This is a genomic window from Microbulbifer sp. CNSA002 (assembly GCF_047324085.1).
GTDB lineage: Bacteria > Pseudomonadota > Gammaproteobacteria > Pseudomonadales > Cellvibrionaceae > Microbulbifer.
In genome coordinates, this window is sequence record NZ_CP172449.1 from 919563 (window position 1) to 937060 (window position 17498).

Here is a 17498-nt window from a genome sequence, read left to right on the forward strand (position 1 = left end):
CACTATGAACAAGAAGCACCTTTCCCCTGTAGCCGCCGCAGTTGGCGCAGCGTTTATCGCCACTGCCGCTATGAATGTATCTGCTGCCAACAGCAATGCTAACCCCTTTGCCGCAGCAGACCTGAGCTCAGGCTACAACGTGGCGCTGGCTGATCACGATGGTGATGATAAAAAGAAAGAGGGTAAGTGCGGCGAAGGCAAGTGCGGCGAAGGTAAGAAAAAAGAAGGCAAGTGCGGCGAAGGTAAGTGCGGCGAAGGTAAGAAAAAAGAAGGTAAGTGCGGCGAAGGTAAGTGTGGCGGGTAATTTTTCGCTGTACTTAAAGAGGGTGGATACGCTTTAGCGATCCACCCTGTTTTTTATTGATCGCTGAAAAAAGTGAGACCTGAAAGTGTTGCGCGAGTTTTCCGTAGAAGGCGCTGGGTTTGGATTGCGCCGCTCAATGATGGGTGAAAACCTTGATACAGATGCCGTAGATTTTCTGGAGGTAGCACCTGAGAATTGGATTGGTGTTGGCGGTCGCTATGGGCGCTGGTTCAAGGAATATACAGAGCGTTTTCCCTTTTTACTTCACGGTTTATCTCTCTCGATTGGTGCACCAGAACCATTGGATATGGAATTGGTTGCAGCCATTAAAAAATTTATCAAGCAACACAATATTCGCGGTTACAGTGAGCACTTGAGTTATTGCTCAGATCACGGCCATCTGTACGATTTATTGCCCATTCCCTTTACGCAAGAAGCGGTGATGTATGTTGCCGAGCGAATCCGTATGGTTCAGGACGCACTGGAAGAACGGATTGCAATGGAGAATGTCTCCTACTATGCGGCGCCGGGCCAGGAGATGACTGAACTGGCTTTTTTAAATGCGGTGCTGGAAGAGGCCGATTGTGATTTGCTTCTGGACGTGAACAATATTTATGTAAACTCGATTAACCACCGCTACGATGCGCTGGACTTTCTATCTGCACTACCTACTGAAAGAATTCGCTACGTACATATTGCCGGGCACTATGATGAGGCAGAGGATTTAAAGGTGGATACCCATGGTGCACCGGTTATTGATCCTGTGTGGGAACTACTCGACCGCGCCTACGATATTCACGGTGTGATGCCGACGCTACTTGAGCGGGATTTTAATATTCCGCCGATTCCCAAATTACTCGAAGAAGTAGGACATATTAAAACCATTCAGGCCAGTCACCAGGTGGAAGAGAATTATGTCCTCAGTCGTCGATAAGCGCGAGACATTCAAAAGTGTGCAGCGGGACTTTGCTGCCCATTTGCGCGCACCGGATCAAGTTGCGCCGCCGGCAGAAATTGAGGACCGGCGTGTCGCTATTTATCGAGATTTGATTTACAACAATATTGAATCCTTTGTTGCCAGTGGATTCCCGGTATTGCGCAGTCTTTATAGCGACGAAAACTGGCATCAAATGGTGCGTGATTTTGTCCACAAACACACATCCGTTAGCCCGTATTTTTTGCAGATCAGTGAAGAGTTTCTCTCATATTTACAGAATGAACGGGGAGAACAACCACAAGATCCCCCCTTTTTGTTGGAACTTGCCCACTACGAGTGGGTAGAGTTGGCTTTAGATGTCAGTGATGTGGAATTACCGAAAGGGCTGGCGATAGAGGGGGACGTTTTACAGCAAGTTCCTGTAGTTTCCCCTCTCGTCTGGAGCCTCAGTTACCGCTACCCAGTGCATCGCTTGGGGCCGGATTTTCAGCCCCAAGAGCCGCCGGAGGTACCGACGTTCCTTTTCGTTTACCGGGATCGTTCCGACAAAGTGAATTTTATGGAGATCAATGCCGTCACCGCCAGATTGTTACAGTTGGTCTCTGCGGGCGATTACACCGGCTTACAAATATTGGAACAGATGGCTCAGGAATTACCCAATATTAGTCGTGACTCCTTATTTGATTTTGGTGCCGATTTATTAGAAAAACTACTGAATAAAGGGGTTATTGCCGGTTTAAAGGCTTAGCCTGTGATTGCCTGAAACTCCTTTATCTTTGGCAAATCCCAGCTGCTATGCTGCCGAGGGTAGCTTACGAATTATTAGGGCGTTAGAATCCTTGGTCTCACTAGTTTGATATAAGAGGAGCAGGGTTGTGCTTGGAAGCAAAACTTTATCGCCCTGGTTAATGGCAACTCTGATAGCTGTTACTCCAGTAGGGGCGCTAGCGCAACAAGATCCGTTTGGTGGTGCAGCTCAAAACCCGGCTGCGGTAGATACCAGCGGAGCAGAGGATGCCAGTGCCGATGACGGGGGCCTGTCTCTCGAGGATGAGTACGGCTTTGATCCTGCCGATGAATTTGGTGGTGCTGAGGGCGAAGATTTATCACTTCGCGACCCCTGGGAAGGTTTTAATCGGGCCATATTCTCCTTCAACGATGGTGCAGATCGCTATGTGTTGAAGCCCGCCGCTGTCAGCTATCGCCAAATTACCCCGATTTTCGTGCAGCACGGTGTCAGCAACTTTTTCGACAATCTGCGCGAAGTTACCAATACTTTTAATGATGTTCTGCAGGGTAAATGGGGCCAAGCGGGCAATGACGCCGGTCGTTTCCTGGTGAATTCCACGGTAGGTATTGTCGGTATTCTGGATGTTGCCCAGCATATGGGTCTCGAGCAGGGTGATGGCGAGGACTTTGGCCAGACTTTGGCTGTTTGGGGTGTGCCTTCTGGCCCCTACCTGGTTTTGCCGCTACTGGGTCCATCCACTGTACGGGATACTCCTGCCAGAGTAGTGGATTACTACACCAACCCCTTGACCTATGTAAATGACGACGCGACCAAATATGCATTGAAGGGTACAGATATCATTCAGAGCCGTGCCAGCCTGCTGCAAGCGGAGTCCCTGTTGCATGGTGATCGCTATGTACTCTTGCGGGATGCTTACCTGCAGCGCCGCGACTATTTGATTGTCGATGGTGAAATGGATGTTCAAACCGAAGAAGAGGCCGCAGAGGCAATTGATCAGGGTGAAGTGGAAGAGGCTTCCGACTACTGATTTGTCACCTAGGGCAGATAACTTTTTAGAGCCTTTATATGGCCGGCCCCAGTAGCCTGGTGCTTACCGACGATGAGCGCTCCCGCAATTTTTTGCGAGGGGCGCTTTCGCGTTTTGGCTTCCAGGTAAGTGTTGCCAACAACGGGGAAGATGGCATCGGCCAGTTCAGCCCCGGTGCTTTCCATATCGTATTGATTGATCGCTATTTGCCGGATATGAGTGGGCTGGAAGTGTTGCGGCGGATAAAGCGCATAGCCCCAGAAGTGGCCGCAGTAATTATTGCCTCAGATAGTGCTGCCGATGATGTACTCCAAGCGATGCGCCTTGGAGCCAAAGACTACTTGGTTAAACCCCTGGAAGAAGCAGCGGCTATTGATCGTATGATCTGCCGTATCAGCGGTGAAGAAAACCTGGCGAAGCAGAATCGCGAATATAAAGTGACCTTGGAGCGTCGCAACAGTGAACTGCGGGATCATGTTGAGCTGCTGCGCAGGGACCAGGAAGCTGGCCGTTTACTGCAACAGCATTTACTTCCCCGTACCCCCTATCACTACCCCAGTGGCGTGGAAGCATCCTACCGGCTGGTTCCCTCCCTGTATCTGAGCGGTGATTTTGTTGATTACGGCTTGTTCGGTGAGCGCTTTGTAGCCTTTTACCTGGTCGATGTGTCGGGCCATGGTGTCTCTTCTGCGCTGGTTACTGCCCTGATTAAGCACAGTATTATGCATCGCTTGCGAGAGCGCCCCTTATTTGCCCAGCTGGATTCCCTCAGTGATGACTTGTTGGATGTCCTTAATCTGGTCAATGGCGAGTTGTTATCCACAAAATTGGGCAAGCACGCCAGTATGTTTGTCGGGGTTGTGGATAGTAGTGCCCGGCAGTTGCACTATGCCGTCGCCGGGCAAATACCTATGCCGGCCCTGGTAAGTGAGGCAGGTGCAGACTGGTTGCCGGGAAAAGGGCGCCCCCTGGGTATATTTGAACGGGGTGATTGGCAAGTGATGCGTGCTGAGCTGCCGCCCGCTTGGCGCCTGGTCGCTTGTTCCGACGGTGTACTTGAATTATTACAGGGCGATCTGCTCGATAAAGAGGCCCAGCTTTTGCAGGCTATTTCAGAGAGTGGGGGAGAACTCGACAGGCTCTGTCAGTCTCTAAAAATGGATACTTTTGGTGCCCTTCCGGACGATATTACGATTCTCACTTTAGGCCGTCAGTAATGCCTAAAACTTCTATCGATAGTCTTCGACTATGAAGTCGAATTTTGTGCTTTATCGCACTTGTCAGTCTGCATAGTCAGGAGTAAGCTCCGCCCACTTTATGCACAAAATTGCACTAGGCGCCAAAAACGTCAAATGCTATTGTGTTCTCTACCAGTGAACTTTTGCCATCCGCCTGCACTTCTATCAAAAGGTGTATTCGGGTGAGCCAGGGGTTGTTATGCAGTCCGGGCAAATTATGGTTGGGGCCCACCAGGGCATCTACGTCATCAAGTTAGTAGGTGATGTTCGTCTCAACCTTTGTACCTCATTTGATAGCTTTATCGACAACATGTTTGCACGGGGTGATTTTGCCGGAGTGGCATTTGATCTCGGTGGTGCAGAAGGTGTTGATAGTACGACCCTCGGCCTGATGGCGAAGATTGCTATTCGCGCTTTGGAGCGGGGCTGTGATAAGCCGCTGGTATTCTCTGCGGGTAAAGGTATCCGCCATCTATTGGACGCTATGGGCTTTGATTCGTTGGTTGAAATCAGCGATACGGTCCACGATATGAGTGTACCCACCACGCCTTTGGTATGTAATAGCCCCGACGAGTGTGCTGCGCGGGAAAAGGTGCTGGAAGCTCACCGGGTATTGATGAGCATGAACGAGCAAAACGCCGAGACTTTTCGCGACTTGGTACATACCCTGGAGCGAGAATGCTCCCCGGTTGCCAAATCTTCGGCGCATTATCACTAGCGCTTATTCTCTCCTAATCCCCAGTTCTGGAAATCTCCCTTTCTTAGCAACGCTTCATATCCCTCGCTTCGGCGCGTGCCTTGGTGAAGAGTCCGTGTGGCAAATAAATTAGCTCTGCCACCCTGCGAATCAGGTGCTCCTCGAAAGCCTCGATAACATCATCTGAAAAAGCTACCTGCCACATCTGCAAAATCAGCAGGTATTTATCTCTCTCGCTGAACTGTTCATTCACCGCCTGGGTGAACTCGAACAGGGATGTGGCTCTGTCCCGTTGGCTAATAGCTTCACTGACTATTTCTGTGGCACTAGTCTGGTCGAGAGAGTAGTGTTGGCATAGGAGTTGTGTGAGCGTTTCACGCTCACACTCATCGAGCTTTTGATCGACAGTGGCGACCTCGACTAACAGCGCAGCGCTGATCATCCGCACGTCTTTTTCATCACGTGCTTCAACATCAACGCTATTTCCTATCTGCTCAAACAGTTTACGGATTTGTTGCAGCATGAATTTCCTGCTGTCCCTTTACTCGGTTCTGTAACAATAGCTCTAAACGTTCCTGATCCTTCACGAAGTTCCGGATGCCATCGGCAAGCTTTTCAGTGGCCATGGCATCGCTATTCAATTGAAAGCGGAATTCGGCTTCAGCCAGATCCTGTGTCGGCCGGGATTTGGTTGCGGATACCGGTGGCAGGCCAGCAGCGAGAGGTGCCTCACTGTCCTCCAGGGCTTGTAATAGCTGAGGGCTGATTGTCAGTCGATCGCAACCAGCCAGGGCCTCGATCTCCCCGGTATTGCGGAAGCTGGCGCCCATCACAATGGTTTTGTAGTCTCGGGACTTGTAGTACTCATAGATATTGCGCACCGAGATTACGCCCGGGTCCTCTTCCGCAGGGAATGACTCGCGGCCGCTGTTGGCGATATGCCAATCGAGGATTCGACCGACGAAGGGGGAGATCAGAGTTACCCCGGCTTCGGCACAGGCAATCGCCTGGGATTGACTGAACAACAAGGTCAGGTTGCAGTGGATTCCCTCGCGCTCCAGTACTGATGCGGCAGCAATGCCTTCCCAGGTCGATGCGATCTTGATCAATACCCGCTCTTTGGCAATACCTGCGCGTTCGTACAGGGTGATCAGGTGGCGTGCGTAGTCAATAGTAGCGCGGGTATCAAAGGAGAGACGAGCATCGACCTCGGTGGATACCACCCCGGGCACCAACTGCAAGATTTCCGTGCCAATGCTGACAGCCAGTTTGATGGCGGCCAGGCGTGCAATATTTTCCGCGTTCGAGCCACCCTGGTGGCTCTCAGCCCACTCGAGCGCCTCGGCGATATGGTTGTCGTACTGAGGGAGCTGGGCGGCCTTAAACAGTAGGGAGGGATTGGTTGTTGCATCTTGAGGACAATATCGGCGAATCGCTTCAATGTCTCCGGTATCTGCTACAACCTGGCTGCGCTGTTTGAGTTGCTCCAACTTGTTCATGGTTCCTCCCTTAATTATTCACTGGTCTACATATTGAAAGCGGTCTAAGCGGCTTGGGTGACCTGGGCCAGTGCCTGTTCAAGCACCTCGGGACCCGCCCCCGGCTTGTGGGCATTTTCGCTCAAATGGCGGCGGAAGCGCCGAGCACCAGGAAGCCCCTGGAATAACCCGAGCATATGTCGGGTGATATGATTCAAGCGCTGTCCGCGCTGCATTTCCTGCTCGATATAGGGCAGCATCTGCTCTACCACCTGAATGGCATCCGGGCCTGTTTCACCGCCAAATAATTGGCTGTCCACCTGGGCCAGGATTGTCGGGGTTTGGTAAGCCGCGCGCCCCAGCATAACACCATCCAAGTGGCTTAAATGTTGCTGGCATTCCTCAATTGAATTGATCCCCCCATTAATAACAATTTGTAGCTGGGGGTAATCCTTCTTCAACTGGTAAACCATGTCGTAATTGAGCGGAGGAATTTCACGGTTTTCCTTGGGGCTTAGTCCCTTTAGCCACGCTTTGCGCGCATGGACGATAAAGGTATCCACACCGGCATTGGCCTGGGCCTCTACGAAGCGGGTCAGGCCTGGATAGTCTTCCATATCGTCGATGCCGATACGGTGCTTGACGGTAACCGGAATAGATACCGCTTCTCGCATGGCAGTGAGTCCTGCGGCTACCACATCCGGTTCCGCCATAAGGCAGGCACCAAAACGCCCGGACTGGACTCGGTCACTGGGGCAGCCACAGTTAAGGTTGATTTCGCTATAGCCCCATTCCTCGGCGATAAGGGCGCATTCAGCCAGTTCTTGAGGGTCACTGCCCCCCAACTGCAGGGCGACAGGTTGTTCAGCTGCATCAAATTGCAAATGTCGCTGTTGGTCACCATGCAGTATTGCCCCGGTGGTCACCATTTCCGAATACAGGCGTGCATGCTTGCTCAATAGGCGCCACATATAGCGGCAATGGCGGTCGCTCCAATCAAGCAGCGGAGCGGTACAAAAGCGATGGGGGCTAAAATCGGACATAAACTACGGTGTAACAGACTAATAAAAACAGAGTAGCCCGCCATTATATGGGATGTAAAACGTAGACCCCATGTGGAAATGTATCTGGATGAGGGTATTTTGACCTCTTGAGCATTTATTGTGCCCAACAGTTGTACCGGTTGCATGGGGCTGACAGCTGTCCCGCTGGGCAACGTATGCTTGCTGGGCTGGTTGTGTAGTTCCAGAACCGGGGCCTCTTTTGGTGAATACTTAGCGCTACTAGGCTCGCCTAAGTGGTGAGTAACTGGGATAAGGTCAGAGTATTATCTTGCCAGCAGTTCATTGAGAGCATGGACTCTGTATGGCGTTATTAAATAGCAGCTTCTTTTTAACTTAGCTTTCCGTAGTGGAAAGACAGAAGTTTAATTGCTTAGAAATAACATTTTTTCGTCCGCTATTCTTGCGGCCAGATATTACATAGTTTTCTTTGTTTAAATATCTCAGCTAGAGCCCCAATAAACGCAAAGATTTAAGTAATCTTGATCATATTTTATGGATGTGGTGCATAAATGACCTTTCTTTCCATGCTCTAACTTTGCAATAGGTTGGCAACAGTGCCTCGATTAATAATTTAGAAGTCATCCGAAAAACTTAGACTTATATTTTCTCGAGCACTTATTATTTCATACTGCGAAATTATGGGGAGGATCTTACCAGGGCGCTAATTAAATAACTTTCGATGATTCTCCTAACCTTTAATTTTCGTAGGAGTTTCATATTTTAAGGTGAGCTGGGTCGGTAATGAACCTGCAGGATTTCAGACACTTCCCCTTCGGCCAGTATCATCTCTTCTTCAATACGCAGACAGTGATTTAAATACTTCCTACCCATCTCCTTTAAACTTTGAGAGCCTGACTGATAGCTGACCCTCCAGGTGGGCGACTTTCTTACTTAGGTTGGCTTTTGGTATAGCCAGGCGATTTGCGGCTTGGATAAAGCTACCTGCTTCCATCACGGCTAAAAGCACCATCATCTCTTTGAGATCTTGGCTCATAGAAATCTATTGTTGTTGAAAATGAGATAGTTATATTCTGATTTTGGTATATATAAAACAATAAGTTGTACCTAAGATACCTCCATCGCTTACATATTTTGGAGGCATATCATGAAAATCCTCAAACGTGACTCACTACCACTTGGCGGTTTTGCTGGGCTTACCGAGCACAGGTTGGTCACGGATAGCCAGGTGTTCGGTCCGCACAAACATCCACATACCTCTGAAGGGCTCGATAATTTTGTTTATCTGGCCGATGCCCGCTTCAATCCGAAAGGCGAAACAGGCATGCATCCTCACCGTGAGATAGATGTGATCTCGGTCATGGTGGATGGACGAATACAACATGAGGGCTCTTTAGAGCATGGCAAAGGTTTAGATAAAGGAGGGGTGCAAGTCCAGCGAGCTGGAGGCCAGGGGTTTACACACAACGAGGTGAACCCGGATAGCAAAAAAAATCGAATGATCCAGTTATGGGTCTTACCAACTGTCTCTGGTCAAGCCGCAGGCTACAAGTATTACATGCCCAGCCAAAATAAGGTCACCCGGGTTTATGGGGGCCGCGATGATCAAACAGTGACCTTTGATAACAGTACGATTATCGAGATCGCCAATTTAAATGCAGCTGAGCAAATTTCATTTAATGGCGAAATTCTGGTTTACCTAACTAAAGGCTGGGGAGTCTTTTCTGAAGCCGGGCAAAAAGAAAACGTGAAGGATGGAGATTTAATTAGGAGTTATAGCGGTAAGTTAATTGCAGATGTTAATACAAGTGCAATTGTTATTAGAAAGTTAAAGCATTAAATAGGTAGGTAGCACCGTGAATAAGTTTTCAGAGACCTTAACTAAAGACAATTCTGTGTTGGCATTAATTGATCATCAAACGGGACTATTGGTGAGTTGTCGGGATCTGGATCCGCATCTGATGACGGAGAACATAAAGGGATTGGCAAATCTTGCGAAAGCAGTAGGTTTACCCACTGTTGTTACCGCGAGTATGCCTGAAGGCCCTAATGGTCCTATTATGCCAGAGATAACAAACATCTTGGGCAGTGAAATAATTGAGCGTGAAGGTGAGATAAACGCGTGGAAAAGTCCGGAGTTTAAGCGAGCTATTGAGTCAACCGGGCGTAAAAAAATAATTATGGCTGGCATTGTTACGGATGTCTGCTTGATGTTTCCCGCTATCTCTGCTGTAGCCGAAGGGTATGATGTATATGCCGTAGTGGATGCTTCTGGTACTTGGAATAGTACAGTGACACAAGCTGCTATGCATCGTATGACGCAGGCGGGCGTTAAAGTTGCTACCTGGTCATCCGTGTTGGCTGAGATGATGGATGATTGGCGAAGTGATCACGGCACGGAGCTTGGGGGCATATTAGCTCAACACACGACCTATCGATGGGTATATAACAGCTACCTTACTGCAGCAAACCAAAAGTAATTCAAAGCCCCTCTCATTTTTACGGGAGGGCGGGAGTATATCTATGGTTCATCACAATAAGCATTTTGCTACATTAATTACATTTTTATCCTTGATTCCTTTGGTTTATTTTATTCCCGACAGCTTAGCCCTAATTTTGCCAGATCATAAATTGTTACAAGTAATTGCTGCTGTGGCGATTATAGTACCGATTATTAGCTATTTGATTATACCGTTCGCTTTCTATTTGGTTGGGCACATTTACGGTAAAAAGGTGAAGAGATAAATTATTTATCAGATGATTATTTGGGGTTGGTATTCAAGTGACTTGAAGTCGAAAAATTAAACTGCACATTCAAAATGTATTTAAATATTTCGCTCTCTTTCGGAGGAACTATCTTCTGTTTTGGTCGGGGTATTTTTTGTGGCAATCGATCGACCAGCCTGGAGGGTGGGCTCCAGTTTTTTCAGTATCTTGCGGGCAGTAGCGCGGTAGCTGGTCAATTTGCCGCCTGCTACGGCCAACATCCGTGGCTTCTTATCGTCATCGCAGCAAATAATGGACTCCCGGGATCGCGCGAAGGGGCTCTTCTCCATTTCAGGGAGTACTCGCAGCCCCGCGTAGCTCTCACAAATGTCCTCGCCGTTCAGCCCTCGGGCTTGCGCAAAATATTTCTGTACGGCCTGTAAGAGATAGCTCTCTTCCTCGAGAGTCGGTGTTACGTCGCGAGGATCGCCGAAATAGGGCCGCTCTGTGGTCCCTACCAGGGTTTTGTCTTGCCAGGGCATTACAAAAATTGCGCGTCCGTCATCAGCTTCGACGTAGTAGATTTTGTCGCCCAGTGATAGAGGCAACAAGATATGGGTGCCTGCAACCAGGTCGATAGGTGGAATATCTACTGGGGGCGTACAGCGAGCATTGGTATTGGCTACCCAGGGGCCACTGCAATTGACCAGTGCACGGGTGCGCAGGGTGTTGAGCTTGCCGTTTGCTACATAATCAACCCGGACATGGTCGCGGGTGACTTCTGCGCCTACCAAACTGCCAGGGCAAATTATTTGAGCGCCTTGAGCGACTGCCGAAGCCACAACGTCACGGGTTAAAGCGGCATCGTCGGTTTGTGCATCGTAGTAGCGAAATACGGCCTTCAGGCCCTCCCGATTCAGACCCGGCAAGCTGTCCCATTGGGATTTAGGGACTTTTCGAAAGCGGGAATCGCTGTTGTTTATTCCCGACAACAGGCTGTAGAGGCTCAACCCCAAGCGGACCAGCCAGGCCGGTCTTTTGCTGTGCTGGTAGATAGGGATATAAAAAGGGACCATTCTCACGAGTTCAGGCTTGTTGTCCAGTAGCCACTTTCTCTCCCGCAGGCACTCGTAGACCAAACGGAACTGGCCGCTCTCCAGGTAACGCAAGCCGCCGTGAATGAGTTTGGAGGAGCGAGAGGAAGTGGCGGCGGCGATACCCAGCTGTTCAAGTATCACTACGGAATAGTGATTTGTGGCCAGGACCTCAGCGGCTCCGGCTCCCTGTATACCTGCGCCGACTACCAGGACATCAAAATCCGTAGACATCACTCGCTTCCCGGGAGCGCATCAGCAGCGGCAAGTTGCCGGTGAGAATATGGTGAGCACCGCGCTTGCGCCAGAGTACTGCCTCTTCTGTCGAGTTGATTTCATAAACAACCCATTGCCAGGGGCCTGGGGGCAATTCGTCACATTCAACCTGGCTGTCGCGAATTAGTAGATATTCTGGCGCCAAAGTAACAATGTCGGCAGATAGGCACCGGGAGACACTATTGATCTCAAGGGCAACCCGATGCCAGCCCATATTGCGGGCGGCTCTGAGGCTGCGGCAGTCTGCGGTGAGTAGAGCGAATGACTCATTCTCACTGCGCATCAGCTCCATTAACTTTTTAACGGCGGTGACAAATCCAGTGGCGGCGATATTGGCAGGTGAGATACCGATAAACCAATCCAGGTGGCGATGGCAGCTGGCCCAGTCTACCAGCTCGATAAAGCGATTGATCGACTGGTGGTGTAACTGTGAGTCCCTAAGGGAGTGGAAGACCTGGGACTGGTCATTGCCGGGGATGTGCAGGCTATCCTCGTGGAAGCACCAGGGGGTGCCGTCGGCGCTGAAGCGGATATCGCACTGAATAGCGCAGGCCCCCAGATTATGGGCCGCCTCGAAAGCGGCAATCGTATTCTCTGGTTGGCGGGTCTTGTCGCCGCGATGAGCAATTAACATGTGAATCTGGTCCGAAAAGCGGGTGTTATTGTCGTCTGGAATTGGGCGTAATTTGGCCTTTGCCCAGAGATGAACCGGACCCTGGCTGGAGCCGGGTCATACAGGAAAAATAGACGGTGCCACCGCTGTTGCAAGGTTCACGGGGAGGAAATATGGGACCAGAGGGCTATCAATGGAGGGCTGGGGTTTTTACATAGTGATGATGCTGAATCGATTGCATACTGCCCATATGGATAGCGCGCCACTGAGTTAGCTAGCGGTATGTCCCGTCAGGATGATCTATTACGTTGGCAGTGTTTTACTTTTCAGGCGGTGTAGGGCAAATCAGTATTGCCTTTTATTTACTAGCGGGGCTGGTGATGTTGATTTAAGGGAGGCTCATTAGGTTCCGATTTGACTTGTGGATAAAACAGCCCGATATTGCGCTTACTATAAGAAGTTCTAAAACTACCCGCTCTTTATGAAAAAAGTACTGCTTTCACTGCTACTCTTTGTCGTCCAGCCAGTAATGGCAGCTATGTCTGTGGATAAAATTGTCCTTTACCTGGAAGATACTCCCAGCGCCCGGGATGATGTTCTCGTCAGCAATCCAGATAATGAGACGCTATATATCCAAACTGAAATATTCCGTGTGGATAACCCCGGCCATGATAATGAGAGCCGAGTCAGGGTGATAAATCCTGATGAATTTAAACTCCTTGTCAGCCCCGCAAGAGCTGTCCTGGCTCCCGGAGAGAGAAAGCGCTTTCGCTTAATGGCCTTAGATAGAGATCTTGAAGAGGAAAAAGTCTACCGGGTGACTTTTAAACCTGTTGTAGGTGATATCAAGAGTGACAGAACGGCACTAAAAATCCTTGTAGCTTATCAGGCATTGGTATTTGTGCAGCCAAAAGGCGGAGCTTATAAAATTGATTTAGTGGCTGAAGGGGATAATTACCGACTCACGAATAGTGGCAATATTAATGTAGAAGTCGTGGAAGTACGTCATTGTGTGACTGAAGAGAAGTGTGAAAAACTTGAGGCCACCGGTCGGTTATACGCTGGCACCAGTATCGAAGTAACGGGTAAACCCGTTGGCGGTGAGCTGGAAGTTTTACTGCGAGGGCAACAGAGTGAGCGGGTTCGTTTTCCTCTTAGTGGCTAATTAGAATTGGTTGCTTGCCTATAGCAGGCTGGGCGGATTAAAGGATTATTTTGTATTTAGCTCACTGGCTGCTCACCGTTACTGTGAGTACATCGGTGTAGAGAGGTTCGTCCGCGTTTTCCCAGTCTGAGGGCGCAATAGAAATATAAATTCGCGCATTATCAGAAAGGCAGTTTTCATCCGAAGTTCGGCTAAAGCTGCCGGAGATATCTCCCAGGCTATCTGGGGAAATGCCTGAAGTTGCAGCCAGATTGTCTGAGAAGGCTACGCTGTAGGGGATTTGTTCACTGTTTCCCCCCAATTCATAGGCACTGCTGCCTGATCCCCCGGTGCTGCCATTGGCGCTGGACAGGTTTACTGTGTAACCGCTAAATCCTATACCGCCAACACAAAAGTCCTCACTGCCCTCAATGGCCTGTCCAAACAGGGTGCCACTGTTGCTGAGGTCAATATCACCCAGATTGCGAATGGCGATGTTTGGCTCTACGTCCAGCACAATGTCAAACTGAACTGTTTCGGTGCCGGCAGTCCAAATAATAAAATAATTATTCAGTGTCATCTCAAAGCTGGCGGAGTAGCGGCTGGAAGAGGGTATTTGGCTGCTGTCCAGCTCGATCACTAAATAAGTATCTGCATCGTCGCTGGTGCCGGCAAAAGTAGCGGACTGAGTTCCTGGACTGAGTGTTTCCGTGGTGCCGTTATTGGCTCGAAATGAAATATCAATATCCAGCTGTTCACCACTGTCCGCAAATAGTGCGAAAGTAGATCCACTGAGCGGGCTCACTTCTACATCGTAGCGCAGGGTCCAGCTTCCCAGCAGACTTCGGGTAGTGAACTGAATTTCTTTAGGTTCTGATTCGTAATCAATAGTGTGTGAATCTTCCAGGCCACAAACTCGCAAATCGTTATTGCTGGAGCAATTTACCTGGGCTTGTACTGGTATATTAAATAGCGGAATCAACAGCGCAGAGGCCAGGCCAAGTTTGTGCAGCTTCTTAATTACGGACACGGCTTACCTCTGCTATTTGCCCAGTCTGGCAGTTGGCCTCTGACTCTTCTATGGTTCCCAGGTTGAGCCAGCTATCGCCCGATGAAGCGGCTTCGATTGAGGCTTTACAATTTCCCCAGCGAACTTCTGTATTTAGGATGGTGCTATGTTCACCGTGGAATTCCATTTGGAAAACACCATATTGGTCAGTTTGCGCTGAGTGTTCGCCAATGATTATTTCTGTATTTGCCAGCCCCTGGCCAAGGCTGGTCAATCGGCCCAGTACCAGGATTTGTGGCAGTATCTGGTAACTGCTGGCGCCCACATTGCCCGGATACAGGGTAATCGTTTCGGAGGTTTCCCGGTAATCGAAAAAGCCCTCTTCCAGGGGCCGGAGGGAAAGGTTGTAACTGCGATAAGCCGGTAAATTAATCACTGACGTTGTGCCGCCTTTGGCGTATCCACGGCGGCTGCCATTAACCAAAACTTCAAAATCTTTATCTTCACTGCCTTCGATATTTACGATAACCGCGCTCTGGAGATTTTGCTCACCGCCCCAATTGAGGGAATTTTTTGTGGCAATCAGGTTGGTGCTGAATCCTCCGAGGTAGTTGATCGCACGGCCTTCATCATCATCATAAAGACCAACTGCAGTATTCAAGTATCCGTGATGTCCCGCTAAATGCGTACGGGCCTCCAGGTAATTGGCTTCTGGGGATGCTTCCACAGAAAGCTGCTGCTCAAATTCAGCCGCCCATAAATCCCGGTCGTACCAGCGGCTTTGTAGTGCAAATCGCTCGCTGCTAGTGCTTTGTTCACTGTTGTCGCTATAGAGATTAGCGGTGTGTTGCCAGTGCTTGGAGCGCATTCGGAACTGGAACTCCAGACTGGTGTACTGCTCGCCGTCTGCATCACTGTGGGACAGAGTGGCGTTGCCGAGCCAATGGGTGCTCTTAAAAATGGGGTGGCGGAACTCCAGGGTTTTTAACTTCTGGGCACTGCTCAGTGAATCGCCGCTGTCGATGCTGCCGGGGAGTTGGTTTTGGTCCCGCTCGCTGAATCTTAGGGATAGCTGTCCGCCCAATACTGCTGTGCGCAGACTCATACTTGTTTGGGAATAGCTGCCCGGCAGTAATGTATATTTATCGTTGTTGAACGGTGTTGTATTGGCATCCAGCTCGGTTTTTACTGCACTAAAAGTCCCGTAGGGCATTTTAACTAATGCCTGCAATCGGTATCCGCTGCGTCCATCACCGGATGTCACCAAGCTTGGGGAGACTTCAACGCCTTCGCCAATCCAGCGACCGCCGACTTCCAACAATTGCTGCTCCTCGGCTGCGGCGCCAGAAACAAAAAGACCCAATCCGGTCGTTAAACGGCGTGCGACAGAGGTAGTAATAATTCCATCGTCGTAGTGGTCCGGCAGAGTGTCGTCCCAAAAACTGCGGGTGGGCAAACCTGCCTGCAAGCTCCAAAACCACTCGCCGGGGGCCGGCAGTAGCGAATCCTTGGCAAAGAATTCGATATGCCGGCTCAATACCCGCCCCGCTTCATCGTAGGTGCGCACCTCAATATCGTAGGCGCCGTGGGGTAGGGTAGAGGTATTTAACAGACGGTTGCCGGCCTCCAGTAGTTCGGTGTGGATAAGTCGTTCATCCCGATATACCTCGACTCTACCGCGCACCGGCATATTAATTTCAACCGGCGCTCCCTGTTGATAACTGATATCAGTTCGGGTGCGCTGGGAAGTGCGTAGCTCTACGCCATAGATCGCTTCCTGAGGCCGGAAATAGCCAAAGCCCCCTTGGGGTTGTAAAAGGCCGGCCGAATAGGCTTGCCCCTGAAAATCGCGACTCCAATATAGATTATGGATCCGGCTGTCCTGCTCTGAGGCCACTGACCATTGTGAATGCAGAGCGCTTTCACCAAAGCTCACTATGGTGTTGCCATTTAATGCAGCGCTATAGCTGTCCGGGCCCCAATCACTTTCAACCCCACTCCAGGAACCGCTCAGGTTTTGTACGACAGAGAAGTCAGAACTCGCTTCCGGCAAATAGGGATCATTGATTGCCGCTTGTTGCGGCAACAGCTCTTGTGAGAAAAAAAGATCCAGCCGGTAGAGCTGCTCATCGTAAATAACGGCAAACTCCGATGGCATTAAGTAGCCACAGCCAATCTGCCGGTTTGAGCGGCATACATGGTGACTGTTTCTTATTTGCGGTCGTTCGAGGATGGAGAGAATCCGCTCGGTATCGCGAACTTCGGGCAACAGTTCGAGTACCTCAGACGGGGAGTCAAAGCGAACAAAGCGCGGATCTATTGTGACTTGCGCAGCACCAATTTCCCGGCCGCCGTAGTAGAGATCCACCACGAGTTGCTGGGGTTCGGTGAGATCATCAAACCCTTCAGGAGCAGAGGTTTCCAGTAGGAAAGTCGCTGCAGTCGCTGCAAGGGTATCGGGGCAGGAGGCTTGCACCAGACACAAAGCCAGTGCAAGGCGCCCCAGATGACGTCCTGCCATATTGAGCTATGGCTGGCAGGGCCAGCCACTCTTTACTGTTACTCGGAGGCGACAGTGATCAGCAGGGTATCGGTATAGGTGGTGCCATTTAGCACAGTTGCAGTTTCCCAAGCGCTGTTGGCCACAGTGATTTGGAAGCGCGCGTTATCGCTGGAGCCGCAGGAAGCGATATTCCGGGTTTGGCCTGTCAGCGCATCGCCCTCGATAACAGTAGTAAAAGTACCGGAGGTGCTGTTATCAAAACCAACACTGTAGGGCACGTTGTTGGTGCCGTCGGTCAGGGTAAATTCCGTGTCATTCTCACCGTCATTACTGTCGAAAGTAATGCTGTAGGTGGAGAACCCGAGGCCGCCCACACAGAAATCTTCGGTGCCTACGGCATCGGTACCCAAAGTGGGATCGGTAATCGTGAGGTTGTCTACACGAGTGATCTCAATAGTGGGTGTGAAAGAGAGGGTGATATCACTGCTTGCACTATCAGTAGCGGCCATTGAAGCGGCAGAAATGCTGAAAAGGGTACCTGCTGCAATAGCAGAAAACAGTGTGCGAACTACATTTTTTTGCATGGTATGCCATCCTGAGCGATTAATTTATCGTTCTTAGGGAGAAGCTGCTCGCGGAAACCCCTGCAAAATTTGGGGTAATACGTTAGTCAAGCCATTCCTTCTTTATGGCGGCAAT

General features: G+C 50.1%; 18 protein-coding genes. 9 read left to right on the forward strand and 9 right to left on the reverse strand.

Annotation, left to right across the window (positions count from 1 at the left end; genetic code table 11):
* Positions 1-4: 4 nt before the first annotated feature.
* From ACG1BZ_RS04040 to ACG1BZ_RS04065, 6 genes are all read left to right on the forward strand, one after another.
* Positions 5-304: a hypothetical protein gene (locus tag ACG1BZ_RS04040; protein WP_108731896.1), complete on the forward strand. Its 300-nt coding sequence runs from the start codon at positions 5-7 to the stop codon at positions 302-304.
* 136 nt (positions 305-440) lie between these two features.
* The gene (locus ACG1BZ_RS04045) at positions 441-1238 is read left to right on the forward strand and encodes a DUF692 domain-containing protein (RefSeq protein ID WP_413665843.1); all 798 of its coding nucleotides are present in this window, start codon (positions 441-443) and stop codon (positions 1236-1238) included.
* Positions 1219-1989 carry a DUF2063 domain-containing protein gene (locus ACG1BZ_RS04050; protein ID WP_413664482.1) on the forward strand — a complete coding sequence of 257 codons (771 nt, stop codon included), beginning with the start codon at positions 1219-1221 and terminating at the stop codon, positions 1987-1989. The genes ACG1BZ_RS04045 and ACG1BZ_RS04050 overlap by 20 nt, the downstream gene beginning before the upstream one ends.
* Positions 1990-2116: 127 nt before the next feature.
* Positions 2117-3019, forward strand: a complete 903-nt coding sequence (locus ACG1BZ_RS04055; protein ID WP_413664483.1) for a VacJ family lipoprotein — start codon at positions 2117-2119, stop codon at positions 3017-3019.
* A 38-nt stretch (positions 3020-3057) separates the two neighbouring features.
* Entirely contained in the window at positions 3058-4236 is a 1179-nt protein-coding gene (locus tag ACG1BZ_RS04060; protein WP_413664484.1) for a PP2C family protein-serine/threonine phosphatase, read from the forward strand.
* A 220-nt stretch (positions 4237-4456) separates the two neighbouring features.
* On the forward strand, positions 4457-4975 hold the full coding sequence (locus ACG1BZ_RS04065) for an STAS domain-containing protein (protein WP_282934161.1): 519 nt from the start codon (positions 4457-4459) through the stop codon (positions 4973-4975).
* Positions 4976-5018: 43 nt separating this feature from the next.
* On the opposite strand, the gene ACG1BZ_RS04070 is transcribed toward ACG1BZ_RS04065, so the two are convergent.
* The 4 genes from ACG1BZ_RS04070 to ACG1BZ_RS04085 form a co-directional block, all read right to left on the reverse strand.
* A complete protein-coding gene (locus ACG1BZ_RS04070; RefSeq protein WP_413664485.1) occupies positions 5019-5477 on the reverse strand; it encodes a TerB family tellurite resistance protein in 459 nt (152 codons plus the stop codon).
* On the reverse strand, positions 5458-6453 hold the full coding sequence (tal, locus tag ACG1BZ_RS04075; protein ID WP_413664486.1) for a transaldolase: 996 nt from the start codon (positions 6451-6453) through the stop codon (positions 5458-5460). The genes ACG1BZ_RS04070 and tal overlap by 20 nt, the downstream gene beginning before the upstream one ends.
* A 44-nt stretch (positions 6454-6497) precedes the next feature.
* Positions 6498-7475 carry a tRNA dihydrouridine(20/20a) synthase DusA gene (gene dusA, locus ACG1BZ_RS04080; RefSeq protein ID WP_413664487.1) on the reverse strand — a complete coding sequence of 326 codons (978 nt, stop codon included), beginning with the start codon at positions 7473-7475 and terminating at the stop codon, positions 6498-6500.
* A gap of 844 nt (positions 7476-8319) precedes the next feature.
* Complete coding sequence (locus ACG1BZ_RS04085; RefSeq protein ID WP_413664488.1) at positions 8320-8490, reverse strand: LysR family transcriptional regulator; 171 nt, start codon at positions 8488-8490, stop codon at positions 8320-8322.
* Between the two features lie 111 nt (positions 8491-8601).
* Here ACG1BZ_RS04085 and ACG1BZ_RS04090 point away from each other — a divergent pair, with 111 nt between their 5' ends.
* Positions 8602-9294 (forward strand): pirin family protein, encoded by a 693-nt coding sequence (locus ACG1BZ_RS04090; protein ID WP_413664489.1) that lies wholly within the window; start codon positions 8602-8604, stop codon positions 9292-9294.
* A gap of 16 nt (positions 9295-9310) precedes the next feature.
* Complete coding sequence (locus ACG1BZ_RS04095) at positions 9311-9934, forward strand: isochorismatase family protein (RefSeq protein ID WP_413664490.1); 624 nt, start codon at positions 9311-9313, stop codon at positions 9932-9934.
* 345 nt (positions 9935-10279) lie between these two features.
* Here the strand turns inward: ACG1BZ_RS04095 and ACG1BZ_RS04100 are convergent, their stop codons facing one another.
* On the reverse strand, positions 10280-11488 hold the full coding sequence (locus tag ACG1BZ_RS04100) for a glycerol-3-phosphate dehydrogenase/oxidase (RefSeq protein WP_413664491.1): 1209 nt from the start codon (positions 11486-11488) through the stop codon (positions 10280-10282).
* The gene (locus tag ACG1BZ_RS04105; RefSeq protein ID WP_413664492.1) at positions 11472-12164 is read right to left on the reverse strand and encodes a glycerophosphodiester phosphodiesterase family protein; all 693 of its coding nucleotides are present in this window, start codon (positions 12162-12164) and stop codon (positions 11472-11474) included. The genes ACG1BZ_RS04100 and ACG1BZ_RS04105 overlap by 17 nt, the downstream gene beginning before the upstream one ends.
* 460 nt (positions 12165-12624) lie before the next feature.
* Here ACG1BZ_RS04105 and ACG1BZ_RS04110 point away from each other — a divergent pair, with 460 nt between their 5' ends.
* Positions 12625-13308, forward strand: a complete 684-nt coding sequence (locus ACG1BZ_RS04110) for a molecular chaperone (protein WP_413664493.1) — start codon at positions 12625-12627, stop codon at positions 13306-13308.
* A gap of 61 nt (positions 13309-13369) precedes the next feature.
* Here ACG1BZ_RS04110 and ACG1BZ_RS04115 read toward each other — a convergent pair whose 3' ends face one another.
* From ACG1BZ_RS04115 to ACG1BZ_RS04125, 3 genes are read right to left on the reverse strand one after another with little or no spacing between them, the layout of a single operon-like run.
* Positions 13370-14317, reverse strand: a complete 948-nt coding sequence (locus ACG1BZ_RS04115; protein WP_413664494.1) for a hypothetical protein — start codon at positions 14315-14317, stop codon at positions 13370-13372.
* Positions 14304-16817 carry a TcfC E-set like domain-containing protein gene (locus ACG1BZ_RS04120; protein ID WP_413664495.1) on the reverse strand — a complete coding sequence of 838 codons (2514 nt, stop codon included), beginning with the start codon at positions 16815-16817 and terminating at the stop codon, positions 14304-14306. The genes ACG1BZ_RS04115 and ACG1BZ_RS04120 overlap by 14 nt, the downstream gene beginning before the upstream one ends.
* A 38-nt stretch (positions 16818-16855) precedes the next feature.
* Positions 16856-17383: a hypothetical protein gene (locus ACG1BZ_RS04125; protein WP_413664496.1), complete on the reverse strand. Its 528-nt coding sequence runs from the start codon at positions 17381-17383 to the stop codon at positions 16856-16858.
* Positions 17384-17498: the final 115 nt, after the last annotated feature.